Annotated in this window: 8 protein-coding genes; 2 read left to right on the plus strand and 6 right to left on the minus strand. The window is 64.6% G+C overall.

Features of this window, described 5'->3' with window-relative positions; all coding sequences use genetic code 11:
- Nucleotides 1-54: 54 nt before the first annotated feature.
- The gene (locus EDF71_RS25305; protein WP_208301089.1) at nt 55-1,044 is read left to right on the plus strand and encodes a DNA/RNA non-specific endonuclease; all 990 of its coding nucleotides are present in this window, start codon (nt 55-57) and stop codon (nt 1,042-1,044) included.
- 15 nt (nt 1,045-1,059) lie between these two features.
- Here the strand turns inward: EDF71_RS25305 and EDF71_RS18785 are convergent, their stop codons facing one another.
- The 6 genes from EDF71_RS18785 to tenA form a co-directional block, all read right to left on the minus strand.
- A complete protein-coding gene (locus EDF71_RS18785; RefSeq protein WP_133858082.1) occupies nt 1,060-2,514 on the minus strand; it encodes an efflux transporter outer membrane subunit in 1,455 nt (484 codons plus the stop codon).
- A 6-nt stretch (nt 2,515-2,520) separates the two neighbouring features.
- The gene (locus EDF71_RS18790; RefSeq protein ID WP_133858083.1) at nt 2,521-5,712 is read right to left on the minus strand and encodes an efflux RND transporter permease subunit; all 3,192 of its coding nucleotides are present in this window, start codon (nt 5,710-5,712) and stop codon (nt 2,521-2,523) included.
- Nucleotides 5,709-8,819, minus strand: coding sequence for an efflux RND transporter permease subunit (locus EDF71_RS18795; RefSeq protein WP_133858084.1), 3,111 nt, complete (start codon nt 8,817-8,819; stop codon nt 5,709-5,711). Before EDF71_RS18795 ends, EDF71_RS18790 begins: the two co-directional genes overlap by 4 nt.
- Nucleotides 8,820-8,832: 13 nt before the next feature.
- Complete coding sequence (locus EDF71_RS18800) at nt 8,833-10,545, minus strand: efflux RND transporter periplasmic adaptor subunit (protein ID WP_133858085.1); 1,713 nt, start codon at nt 10,543-10,545, stop codon at nt 8,833-8,835.
- A 712-nt stretch (nt 10,546-11,257) separates the two neighbouring features.
- Complete coding sequence (locus EDF71_RS18805; RefSeq protein WP_133858086.1) at nt 11,258-11,491, minus strand: hypothetical protein; 234 nt, start codon at nt 11,489-11,491, stop codon at nt 11,258-11,260.
- Between the two features lie 228 nt (nt 11,492-11,719).
- Nucleotides 11,720-12,385, minus strand: a complete 666-nt coding sequence (gene tenA / locus EDF71_RS18810) for a thiaminase II (RefSeq protein ID WP_133858087.1) — start codon at nt 12,383-12,385, stop codon at nt 11,720-11,722.
- Between the two features lie 162 nt (nt 12,386-12,547).
- On the opposite strand from tenA, the gene EDF71_RS18815 reads away from it, so the two are divergent.
- A complete protein-coding gene (locus EDF71_RS18815; RefSeq protein WP_133858088.1) occupies nt 12,548-13,471 on the plus strand; it encodes a DUF3626 domain-containing protein in 924 nt (307 codons plus the stop codon).
- Nucleotides 13,472-13,505 lie beyond the last annotated feature (34 nt).

Genomic DNA, 13,505 nt, shown 5'->3' on the forward strand with positions numbered 1-13,505 from the left:
CCTTCCAAAAACAAAAAAGCCTCCAAAGCCGCGCCCGGTCTGTTGCGCGGCTTTTTGCGTGGTCTTGTGGGCAAAGGGGCGATTGCGGCTTACAGCGCGGTCGCGGCCATCACGTCTGCGACCTATGTGCCGCAGCTCGACCACATTCGCCAATGGGCCATCAGCGGCAGCACGCAGTGGCTGCAGCGCCAAGCGCCAGTGCAAACGGTGCAGCACTGGGTCGACGGGATCCAGGCCACTGCGGCAGACTGGCAGAACCGGTTTACGGAGATTGCCCGGCAAAGCCGAGGGGGTGCACCAGATACCGGCCACGCGAGCGCTCCCTCAGCGCCCAGCGCCCAAGCCCCCTCCAGCCAGACCAACAACGACAAAGGCCGCGAAGGCTTTGCCGACTGCGCCGAGCAACTGCCCGCCAGCGCGCCGCTCAGTGCCGCCAGCGTGGGGCGCAACTGGATGCCGGTCACTCTGTGCTCCACCGGGTTTGCGGTGCTGTATTCGGGCTTGTCCAAGACGCCGATCGTCACGGTAGAACGCCTGAGCCGCCAGCGGCTGCAAAGCGCAGCAGGCTTGCCGCGTACCGACCACTTCTATGCCGATGCGCGCCTGCGCGCCGCCTACAAGGCCGAGCTGTCCGATTACCAGGCGAGCGGCTATGACCGGGGCCATATGGCGCCGGCGGCGGACCAAAGCACTGCCACCGGCATGGCGCAGTCCTTTGCGCTGTCCAACATGGTGCCGCAGGACCCTACGAACAACCGCCAGGTCTGGTCCAAGCTGGAAGCAGATGTGCGCAAATACGCCAAGCGCGCCAGCGGCAATGTGTTTGTCTACACGGGGCCGCTGTTTGAAGGCCACACCCCCACCATTGGCCGCAACCAGGTCTGGGTGCCCAGCCATTTGTACAAGCTGGTATTTGATGAGCAGCAGCAGCGCGCCTGGGCCTGGGTGCTGCCCAACCAGGGCGATGCGCAGCTGGGCGCGCCGATGAGCTATGCGCAGTTTGTGCAGCGGACGGGGCGCAATTTCTTGCCCCATCTGCACTAAGCCTTTGCTTGAGCTTTAAGCGCCCGGCTTCATCCAAGCGGCGTGCCAGCCGCCACCCAGCTCCTGGATGAGCTGGGCCGCCGCCAGTTGCTGGTTCAGCTGCAGCTGGATCAGCGAGCGGCGCGCCGACAGAGCCGTGGCCTGGGCGGTGACCACATCGGTGTACGGCACCTGGCCTTGCTGGTAGCGGTTCAGCATTTGCTGCTCCACCTTTTCCGCCGAATCAAGGCTTTGCTGCAGCAGCGGCTTCTGGGCATTGAGGGCGGCTACATTGCTCAGCACATCCTCCACCGCCTGGAAGGCGGACAGCACTGACTGGCGGTAGCTCGCGGTTCGGGCCGCATGCGCAGCGCGGGCGGAATCAACCTGTGCGGTGGTGGCACCGGCGTTGAAAATGCTCTGGCTCAGCGATGCACCCAAGGACCACAGCAGGCCCGAGGCGCTGAACAGATTGCCCAGGTTGGAGCCAGAACGGTTGAGCGAGCCGCTCAGGCTCAGGCTCGGGTAATAGGCCGCCTGGGCCACGCCGATCTGGGCATTGGCCGCCGCCACCGCACGCTCGGCGGCGGCAATATCGGGCCGGCGCTCCAGCAGGGTGGAGGGCACCACGCCGGGGATCTCGGGCACGGTCACATTCCAGGCGGCGGGTGGCAGGTCAAACTGCGCTGGCGCCTGGCCGGTCAGCACCGCAATCGCATGCTCATAGGTCTGGCGCGACTGGCGCAGCGATTCCACACTGGCCTGAGTGGTCGTCAAGGTGGTCTGTGCCTGCAGCACCGCGGTGCGCGCTTCCACGCCCACGTCGTAGCGGTTCTGGGCAATCCGCAGGCTGCGCTGGTAGCCCTCGATCGACTGCTGCAGGATCTGCATCTCGGCATCGGCCTCGCGCAGTCGGAAATAGCTCTGCACCAGGCTGCCCACGGCCGACAGGCGTGCAGCGGCCAGATCCGCCTCGCTGGCGTGGGCGCTGCTTTGCGCCGCACTGACCGATTCGCGCAGGCGGCCCCAGAGGTCGGCATCCCAGCCAGCGCTGATGCCCAGCGAGGCACTGCCGCTGCCATTGGATTGGCCACCGCCCTGGCGCGTTTGGCCCAGGGTGCCGTTGACGGAGGGCAGCAAGCCGGCCTGCTCCACCCGCAGCGCCGCCTGGGCTTGCTGCACGGCGGCTGCGGCCGCTGCAATGTTCTGGTTGTGCACCTGCACCTGGGCAGCGAGCCGGTTGAGCTGATCGTCCGCAAACAGCGTCCACCAGTCGCCGCGATCCACCGCATCGTTAGGCTGGGCGCTTTGCCACAGCGCGCCGGCTTCCTTGAAGCTGGCCGGTGCCGGGGTGGTCGGCACCTCATAGACGGGGGCCACCGAGCAGGCGCTCAAGAGGCCGGCGCAGCACAGTGCCAGCGCCAGGCTGCGCAGCAAGGGCACAGGCCGGGCCGCACGAAGAGAGTAAGAAAAGACAAAAGATGGCGTCATGGCGTATCAGTGTTCCAAGGTGGGCATGCCGTCATTCGAGGCACGGCCCAGGTCGCGCTCGTTGGGCGCGCGGCGGCGCAGCTTATCCAGCAGCACATAGACCACCGGGGTGGTGACCAGGGTCAGCACTTGGCTGGCCAGCAGGCCACCGATGATGGCGATGCCCAGCGGCTGGCGCAGCTCCGAGCCCTGACCAAAGCCAATGGCCAGTGGCAAGGCACCCAGCGCGGCCGCCAAGGTGGTCATCAAGATGGGGCGGAAGCGCAGCAGGCAGGCCTCGCGCACCGCGTCGATGGCGGACAGGCCCCGCGATCGCTCAGCCTCCAGCGCAAAGTCGATGATCAAAATGGCATTTTTCTTCACGATGCCAATCAGCAAGAACACCCCGATCAGCGCAATCACCGTGAACTGCATGTTGAACAGCATCAGTGCAATCACCGCACCCACACCAGCCGATGGCAGGGTGGACAGCACGGTGACCGGGTGCACCAGGCTTTCATAGAGCATGCCCAGCACGATGTAGATCACCACGATCGCGGCCAGGATCAGGTAGAGCTGCTGGTTCTGCGATTTCTGAAAACTCAGCGCCGTGCCCTGGAAGCTGCCGCGCACATTGATCGGCATGGCGATATCGGCCTCGGCCTGGGCAATTACTTGCTGGGCTTCGCTCAGCGCCACGCCATCGTCCAGGTTGAACGAGATCGTCGTCGACAGCTCACCGTCCTGGTGGTTCACGCTGGTGGGCGCGGGGCGCTCCATCACCTTGGCAAAGCTCGACAGCGGCACCATGGTTGAAACGCTGGTGCTGATCACGCTGCCCGTCGATGCGCTGCGCAGCGCCGGGTTGGCCGCCGTGCCCACGGTGCCGCTCAGGTTGGAGGGCACATAGATATCCTGCAGCGCTGGTGGCCCGCGCGTATATTCCGGCGCCCATTCCATGATCACCGAGTACTGGTTCAGGTCGCTGTAGATGGTGGCCACCGACCGCTGGCCAAAGGCGTTGTAGAGCGCATTGTTGATGGATTTGGAGTTCACCCCCAGGCGGGCTGCGGCCTGCTTGTCCACCTCCACATACACCTCCACGCCGCTCTCCGACTGGTCGGTGTCCACGTCCTGCAGCAAGGGCTCCTCTTTCAGGCGCTCGGCCAGGCGCGTGGCCCATTTCTTCATGTCGGCGGTGTTGTCGCTCTTGATCGTGTACTGGTAGGTCGAGTTGGATGAGCGCCCGCCCATGCGCAAGTCCTGCACCGGGTTCAGAAACACGCGCAGACCGGTGATCTGCGACAGCTGCGGCCGCAGCCGTGCCACCACCTGCAGGCTGGTCACATCGCGCTCGCTGACCGGCTTGAGGTTGATGAACACAAAACCCCCGCCTGAGCGGCTGCCACCAGCAAAGCCCACCACCGTGTCAATGGCCGGGTCCTGCTGGATGATGGACAGCGCCTCCTTGAGCTTGCCCGCCATCGCGGTGGACGAGATGCTCTGGTCCGCACGCAGGCCGCCAGCCAGCTGGCCGTTGTCCTGCTGCGGGAAAAAGCCCTTTTGCACATGCATGAACAAATAGCCGTTCATGCCGATGACGATCACCAGGATCAGCATCACCACGGCCTTGGCATGCAAGGCCCAATCCAGGCAGCGCTCATAAACGCGCAGCATCCAGCCATAGCCGTTTTCCAGCGCGCGGGCAAAGCGGCTGCGCGGCGCCGTCTCGATGGCATCCTCGTTGCGCAGAAACCAGGCGCACATCATCGGCGTCGTGGTCAGCGAGATGACCAGCGAGATCATCACCGCGACCGACAAGGTCACGGCGAATTCCTTGAACAAGCGGCCGATCTGGCCTTCCATGAACAGCAGCGGTATGAACACCGCCACCAGCGACAGGCTGATCGACAGCACGGTAAAGCCCACTTCGCGCGCGCCCTGCAAGGCAGCGGCCATCTTGTCCATGCCCTGCTCGATATGGCGGCTGGTGTTTTCCAGCACCACAATCGCGTCATCAACCACAAAGCCGGTGGCCACCGTCAGCGCCATCAGGCTCAGGTTGTTCAGGCTGAAGCCCAGCAGGTACATCACGCCAAAGGTGCCCAGCAAGGACACCACGGTGGCCACGGCCGGAATCACCGTTGCGCGCGCCTTGCGGATAAAGGCCCCCACCACCAGCACCACCAGGATCACCGAGACCAGCAAGGTGGTCTCGATCTCATGCAGCGACGAGCGGATGGAGTTGGTGCTGTCGCTGGCGACCTGGATCTTCACATCCTTGGGCAGCTGGGCCTGCAGCTCGGGCAGCAGCTTTCGCACGTTGTCCACGGTGTTGATGATGTTGGCGCCCGGCTGGCGCGTGATCAGCACCAGGATGGCCGGCTGGCCATTGAACAGGCCCATGGTGTAGACATTGGCCGGCCCGTCGATAACGCGCGCCACATCGCCCAACCGGACGGCCGCGCCATCGCGCCAGCCCACCACCAGGCCCTGGTACCAGCTGGCCTTGCGCTCGGGCGCCGGGGTGTAGATCTGCAGGCGGTTGCCGCCACTTTCGATAGCGCCCTTGGGCCGGTTGGCATTGGCGGCCTGGATGGCGGCGCGCACATCCTCGGTCGCAATGCCGTAGTGGCTCAGCGCCTGGGGCAGCAACTCGACCCGCACCGCCGGCAAGGAGCCGCCGCCGATTTCCACATCGCCCACGCCATCGACCTGGGAGATGCGCTGGCTCACCACATTGGACACCTCGTCATACAGCTCGCCAGGCGTGCGCGTGGGCGAGGTCATCGCCAAGATGATGATCGGCGAATCCGACGGGTTCATCTTGCGGTAGGTGGGGTTGCTGCGCAGGTCCGAGGGCAGATCGGTGCGTGCGGCATTGATGGCGGCCTGCACCTCGCGCGCGGCGCCATTGATATCGCGGTTCAGGTCAAACTGCAAGGTGACATTGGCCGAGCCAGTCGAGCTGCGCGAGGTCATCTCGTTGACCCCGGCAATCACGCCCAGGTGGCGCTCCAGCGGCGTGGCGACACTGGAGGCCATGTTCTCCGGGCTCGCACCCGAGAGGCTGGCGCTGACCGAGATCACCGGGTAATCCACCTGCGGCAAGGGCGCCACCGGCAGCGCAAAGAACGCGGCAATGCCCGCCAGTGCCATGCCAATGGTCAGCAGGACCGTCGCGACCGGGCGTTTGACAAAGGGCTCGGACAGGTTCATGCCTGCACCTCGGCATGGCTGCCATCCGCATTGCCGGCTTGGCGGCGGCCAAAGCGGGCGCCCAGGCGGTCAAACACCAGGTAGATCACCGGCGTGGTGAACAGAGTCAACAACTGGCTCAGCATCAGCCCGCCAAAAATGGCCAGGCCCAATGGGCGACGCAGCTCGGCGCCCTCGCCCCAGCCAAACATCAGCGGCAGCGCGGCAAACAAGGCGGCCAGGGTCGTCATCAAGATGGGACGGAAGCGCAGCAAGGCCGCCTGGTGGATGGCCTCTTGCGGCCCCATGCCCTGGTTGCGCTCGGCATCGATCGCAAAGTCGATCATCATGATCGCGTTCTTCTTGACGATGCCGATCAGCAAGATGATGCCGATGATGCCGATCACGCCCAGGTCGTTGCCGCTGATCATCAGCGCCAGCAAGGCACCCACCCCCGCCGACGGCAGGGTGGACAGAATCGTCATCGGGTGCACATAGCTCTCGTACAGCACGCCCAGCACGATATAGACGCAGACCAGGGCCGCCAGAATCAGCACCAGCTGGCTGGTGAGCGAGTTCTGGTAGGCAGCTGCTGCGCCAAGGAACTCCATGGTCAGCGATGCGGGCATGCCAATATCCTTGGCCGCCTGCTTGATGGCATCCACCGCATGGCCCAGCGACACGCCGGGTGCTGTGTCAAAGCCCAAGGTCGCAGCCGGGTACTGCGACACGCGGGTCACCTGCAGCGGTGCCATCTGCTCCTCGATCTTGGCAATGGCCGACAGCGGCGTCGCACCGGTGCTGCTGGCATTGATGGCCAGGTTGCCCAGGGTCTGCACGCTGTTGAGCTGCTCTTGCTGCGCTTCCAGAATCACGCGGTACTGGTTGGTCTCGGTAAAGATGGTCGAGACAATGCGCTGGCCAAAGGCGCTGTACAAGCTGTCATCGATGCTGCTGGCGCTGATGCCCAGGCGCGATGCGGTATCGCGGTCCACATTCACATAGGCCGACAGGCCCTTGCGCCCGGCATCGCTGGTGGCATTGCGCACCTCGGCCACGTTCTGCAGCTGGCTGACGAGCTTTTGTGTCCAGTCATTGACCTGGTCGGTGTTCACGCCGCCGATTGACAGGCGGTATTCGGTGGGGCCGGTCTGCGAGTCGATGGTCAGGTCCTGCGAGGGCTGCAGGAAAATACGCACCCCTGCCACCTGGCTCACCCGCTCGCGCAGGCGCTGCATCACCTCGTCCTGCGCATCATGCGGCCGGGTCAGGTTGATCGACAGGCTGCCGGTGTTGAGCATGGTGTTGTTGGCGGCATCCACCCCCACCACCGAGCTGACCGAGGCCACATCCTTGTCCTGCAGGATGGCGCTCACGGCCTGCTGCTGCAGATTGCTCATGCGGGCAAAGGAGACCTCTTGCGCCGCCTCGATCTGGGCCTGCAGCTGGCCGGTGTCCTGCGTCGGGAACAAGCCCTTGGGAATGGCCAGGTAGAGCAGCCCCGTCAGCACCACGGTAGCCACCGCCACGACCAGGGTCAGCGCCTGGTGGCGAAACACCCAGTGCAGGCCCCGGTCGTAGTGGTGGATCACCTTGTCAAAACCGCGCTGCACCGAAGAAGCCCAGCCACGCGTGTGCGCGCTGGTGTCCTCTTGCTTGAGCCAGCGCGCCGACATCATCGGCACCAGGGTGAGCGACACCACCGCCGAGATCAGGATGGTGATGGCCAGGGTGACCGCAAACTCGCGGAACAGGCGCCCGACGATATCGCCCATGAAGAGCAGCGGAATCAGCACCGCGATCAGCGACACGGTCAGCGAGATGATGGTGAAGCCGATCTGCGCGGCGCCCTTCAAGGCCGCAGCCATCGGCGTCTCGCCCTCTTCGATGTAGCGCGCAATGTTCTCGATCATCACGATCGCATCGTCGACGACAAAGCCGGTCGCAATCGTCAGCGCCATCAGGCTCAGGTTGTTCAGGCTGTAGCCCAGCAGGTACATGGCCCCGCAACTGCCGATCAGCGAGATGGGTACGGCCAGGCTTGCAATCACCGTGGCACGCAGGCTGTGCAGGAAGAAGAAGATCACCAGCACCACCATCACCACGGCCAGCGCCAGCTCCATCTGCACATGCTCGACCGAGGCGCGGATGCCGGTGGTGCGGTCGGTCAGCACCTTGACCTCGACCGAGGCCGGCAGGGACGCGGTGAGCTCAGGCAGGCGCTGCTTGATCGCATCCACCGTGGCAATCACATTGGCGCCGGGCTGGCGCTGCACGTTCAAGATAATGGCTGGTGTCTCATCAACCCAGGCGGCGAGCCGGTCGTTCTCGGCACTGGCCACCACACGCGCCACATCCTTCATCAGCACCGGTGCGCCGTCCTTCCAGGACACCACCAGGTTCATGTAGTCGTCCGCAGTCAGCAGCTGGTCGTTGCTGTTGATCGAGTAGGAGCGCTTGGGGCCGTCAAAACTGCCCTTGGCGGTGTTGGAGTTGGAATTGCTGATGGCAGTGCGCAGGCTGCTCAAGGTGATGCCATTGGCGGCCAGCGCCTGGGTGTTGGCCTGGATGCGCATCGCAGGCTTTTGCCCGCCTTCCAGGCTGACCAGACCGACGCCCGCGACCTGGCTGATCTTCTGCGCCAGGCGGGTGTTGACGATGTTCTGCACCTCGGTGAGCGGCAGCTCCTTGGAGGTGATGGCCAGGCTCATCACCGGCGTGTCGGCCGGGTTCACCTTGGCATAGATCGGGGGTGCGGGCAGATCGGCCGGCAGCAAGGCACTGCTGGCGTTGATCGCTGCCTGCACCTCCTGCTCGGCCACATCCAGCGACAAGCCCAGCTGGAACTGCAAGGTCACGATGGACACACCGGCCGCACTGGTCGATGCCATGCGGTCCAGGCCGGACATCTGGCCGAGCTGGCGCTCCAGCGGCGCGCTCACCGTGCGGCTCATCACCTCGGGGCTGGCGCCGGGGTACAGGGTCTGCACCTGGATCGTCGGGTAATCCACCTCGGGCAGTGCCGACAGCGGCAGCAGCCGAAAGCCCACCAGACCGGTCAGCACGATGGCCAGCATCAGCAAGGCCGTCGCTACCGGCCGCTGGATAAAGGGACGGGAAGGACTCATCGCTCAGCCCGCCTTATGGGTTGGCGCGCTGGGCGGGTTGCACGGTGCTGGCCGCTGGCGCCATGCCCTTGGGCACGTCCTCCGGTTTGATCGCGGGTGTGGTCTGGCCGGAGCCGGTCGCAGGGGTTGCTCCGCCCGAGCCACCCGAACCGCCAGAACCACTGGCGCCAGCGGCGGGTTGGTCCGGGTTCACCGCAGGGGCTGCAGCACTGGGCTGGCCGGCATTGGGCTCAACGGCTGCACCGCCGCCACCACCACCGCCGGCGGGCGCGCCATTGCCCGCCGCTGCACCAGGTGCAGCACCGCCGGGTGCCGCACCGCCGGGTGCCGCACCATTGGCGCCACGGCCTTCGCCATTGCCACGGCGTCCACCGCCCTCGCGCGGGCCGCCTTCACGTGGGCCACGCCGGCCGCTGCTGGCGCCATGGGCCTGGGTGGGGGTGTCGCCTTGCAGGGCCACCACGGCGCCATCCTTCAAGCGGTCGGCGCCCTCGGTCACCACCAGCTCGCCCTCTTTCAGGCCGGAGTTGATGGCCACCCATTCAACCGTGCTCATACCCCGGATGACGGTGCGCTGGGTCACGCTGCGGTCGGCATTGATCACGTAGACAAAGTCGCCATTGCCGCCGGTGCGGATGGCGGTGACCGGTATCACCAGCGCGCTCTCGTCCTTCAAGGTCAGGCGCGTATTCACAAACTGGTTGGGGAAAAGCGAGCCATCGCTGTTGTCGAACCGGGCCTTGGCCTTGACGGTGCCTGTGGCAGTGTCCACCAGGTTGTCCAAGGTCAGGAACACGCCCTGGGCCAGGGTCTTGTTGCCTGCGCGGTCCAGCGCTGCCACGGGCAGGCGGGCATCGGCCTTTTGCGCGCCCAGCACCGAGGGGATATGGTCCTGCGGCACGGTAAAGCTCACATCAATCGGCGCGATCTTGGTGATGACGGCGATGCCGGTGGTGCCACCGGCGCTGATGTAGTTGCCTGGGTCCATCGTGCGCAAACCAATGCGGCCATCGATGGGCGAATTGATGCTGGCATAACCCAGGTTGAGCTGCGCGGTTTGCACCTGGGCCTGGTCGGTAAGCACCGTGCCTTCGAGCTGCTTGGCCAGCGCGGCCTGCGTGTCCAGGTCCTGGCGGGCAATCGAATCCTGGTCCCACAGGGTCTGGTAGCGCTTCAGCGTCACGCGCGCTGCATCGAGCTGCGCCTGGTCGCGCGCCAACTGGCCCTTGGCCTGTTGCAACGCTTGTTCAAACGGGCGGGGGTCGATCTGGGCCAGCTTCTGGCCCTTCTTGACCATCTGGCCTTCGGTAAACAACACGTCGCGCAGAATGCCCGAGACCTGGGTGGTCAAGGTCACCGTGGTGGTCGGAACCACCGTGCCCATCGCTGTCAAGGTCACCGGCAGGGTTTGGCGCTTGGCCGCCGCGCTGCCCACCGTCACCGCCATCGCGCGCATCGCACCCGGGCCCATGCCGGGCGGGCCGCCTGCACCGGGTGGGCCACCCATGCCAGGTGCGCCAGCGGACATGCCGCTCGGGGTTTTCTTGCTCTGCACCAGGTACCAGGCCCCGCCCGCCAAGCCTGCTACCAGCACGATGGCGATGGTAGAGCCCAGCCAGCGGCTGCGCCGCTTGGGTGCTGCTGCAGCACCGGTGCTCAGCCCGGCGTCTGCCGCGCCTGAGGTTGGGGTGGTGGGACGGGTTGAATTATTGGAGTTATGGTCCATGGCAGCAATCGGTAGAGGTAGATGACAGCGGGCTCGGGCGAAACTCCCTGCTCGGCACCGGCATGTAAAGAATGACCGCATCCTAGTGCAGCCATGTTGCACCCGCCCTGTACCGACTGCGAAGATAAGTAAACGCCCGCGCCGCCAGCCCCGAGTCTACTGAGATTCCATGGCAGCAGGCCCTTGGCAAGGCTGTTGCCTGCGCAGGTTTTTGCGCCGCTGTTCTGTCGGCGGCTGCAGCCATCCATCGCGGCATTTGAGCGGCACAGCCCAAGTGAGCCAACACTCGCGGAACGGCTGTCAAGCAGACAAATAGCGCAAAAGCACGTGCCAGGAGCCTGGAACGTTTTGTCCCCATTGCACGGGCACAATACTGTGGAAAGCTGTGAAGAATCTTGTAGATAAGCAGGGCAAGCTGCTGATTCCTAAGCCAAATGCGCCACCTGCTCAAAATTGAGGCATAGCGGGCATTCCAGCAGGTTCAGACCTGTTCTGAGGAAGTTGCTCAACTGTTCAAGCGCGGATAAGCGCCCTCTTTCAGTCCTTCACCGCGTTGTCCCCAGTCCATGGGCACAATCTTGTGGAAAGCTCTGTGCACAGCTGTAGATAAGCCATCCAAGCTATTGAAACCATAGAACAAAGGGATCCATGATGAAAAAAAAGGCAGCCTGCTTAGGCTGCCTGGGTGCTGTGGAGAACAGCGGGCTGAGGATCAGGCATCGTTGCGCTTGATCTGTTGCAGGCCTTCTGAGGTGATGGCCATGTAGCCCTCACGCTCCACCACCATGCCGCGTTCCAGCAGGCGCTTGGAGACGTGTGCATGCGCGGCATCCTCCAGCGAAATCTTTTCTCCCAGTTCCAATTTCTTCAAAGCAGCCAACTCGTCGACCGTGGGTTCAAACACGGGAGCGTGGTAAGCGGTATGGGTGGTGTTGGTAGACAACATGGCAACTCCTTATATGGTTGCGATACGTGCGTGTAGGCCTCGGACTTGCTCGGGGTCTGCGCGTTGGCGCATCTGGTAAATGAATGCCACGAAGCGTAAGACCGTTTTTCGAAAGCGCCTGTAGGCGAATACCGCTAGCCTATCGCGCTTTGGAGCCGCATTGCATAACTTTACGACGGCGCTGCCGGAGCTTTACAGCGCAGCAGCGCAATGCCGTCCGGGTGCCGCTCAGCGCGTGGGCCAAGCACCCAGTTGGTAGGCACTGTCCCAGAACATCCATTCCAGCTCGGCGCTGTAGCGGTAGGCCTCGGCCATACGCGTACGGGTGGCACTGTCAGCGCCTTCGGCCAGGCGGTCGATGGTGGCAATGACGGCGCGCACGGCCGCATGAAACTCCTCGCTGGCATAGGTGTCCACCCAGGCCTGGTAAGGGTTGCCGGGCTGGGAGCGGGCATGGATATCGCGCCCTACTTCGGCATAGATCCAAAAGCAAGGCAGCAGCCCCGCCAGCGCCACCGGGTAGCTTTCCGACCAGCTGTTGGCCAGCAAAAAACTGGTGTAGTGGTGGCAGGCCGGCGTCAGTGGCGTCGCGGCAAAGTCCTGCGCGCTGATGCCAAAGTCGCGCATAAAGCCATCGTGCAGCTTGCGCTCTTCCACCACGGCCTCATTCGCTGCATTGGCAAACTGCACCACGCCATCGGCATGGTCGGCCTTGGCGGCAGCCACCGCCAGCGCACGGCCATAGGCGACCAGGTAATGCGCATCCTGGATCATGTAATGGCGAAAGCGCTCGACCGACAAACTGCCTGCCGCCAGCTCGCGGTTGAAGGGATGGTCCAGGGTGCGCTGGTACAGCGCCTGGTTGGCTTGCCACAAGGCCTGGCAAAACGACATGCAAACACTCCTCAAGTGATCGGGGACAAGCGCTGATTGTCGGCCAGCGCCACACCGCTTGGCAGCATCCAACCCCATGACAACCAGGGCATGCATGCAGCGCAGAAGCGGCTACGATCCATGCACTGCAGTCCGTAGACCTTCAACCGACCTGCCCAGCCCATGCCCAGCCCCGCACCCTTGTTGACCAACGCCCAGCAGCAAGCGCTGCAGGCCGTGCAGCGCCGTGGCGGCCATGTACGCGAGCACTCACCTGCACCCGCTGCAATCCATGTGCACTTTCATCCGGACTGGATGGTCCCCGACTGGATGGTCCCGGACTGGATGGTCACCGACTGGGTCGTGCAAGACCAGCCGCTGCTGGCGCTGCTGTGCCAGCAAGGGCGCTACCAGTCGCAGTTTGAAAGCGGCCGCAGCAATGGCAGCTACAGCCCGCAGCCCCAGGGCGAGCGCTGGCAGTGGGAGGACCAGCAGTTTGCGGGCGCTTACAACCAGGCCGACCCCACAGAGCGACCCGTGTACGGCGCGGTGGACCTGGAGACCTTGGGCTATCCGGCCCACCAAGGCTATGGCGCCGCGCCCCGCTTTGGATCGGCGTATCTGCAACTGCACAGCGCCGCCACGGCACGCAGCAGCTTTTGCGACCCCGACAGCTATTGGCAACCCCGCCATGTGGGCCTGTGGCAGCAGATGGACTGGCAGCAGCTCCAGTGCCTGCAACTGTCCGACCCGCTGGACCACTATGTGGAAGCCCAAGTGCATGGCGGCCTGTTGCTGGCGCGCGATGTGGCGGCCATCTGGCTGGACCCCTGCTACCGCGATACCCCGCTGGCGCAGGCCGTACAGCACTCCGGCCTGCCCCTGCGCTTTCACCCCGGTTACCGCTTGCAGGCAGACCAGCTGGCGCAAGCCAGCCAGTACCGGGGCGCCGAGGTGGCAGCGCTGCTGGCCGAACTGCTGCAGCGGGCGCCGGGCGGGCTCACCCCAGCCGATCTGGGCCAAGCACAGGCCTGCCATCGCTACCCGGCGCCGCTGCTGAAAAAAGCCTGGCATTGCATCGCCCACCTGGGCAGGCAGTCGGGTTAGGGCTGCATCACCGATAATCGCTGCTTTTGTCGGC

This window comes from Comamonas sp. JUb58, from assembly GCF_004364775.1.
Classification (GTDB): Bacteria; Pseudomonadota; Gammaproteobacteria; order Burkholderiales; family Burkholderiaceae_C; genus Comamonas.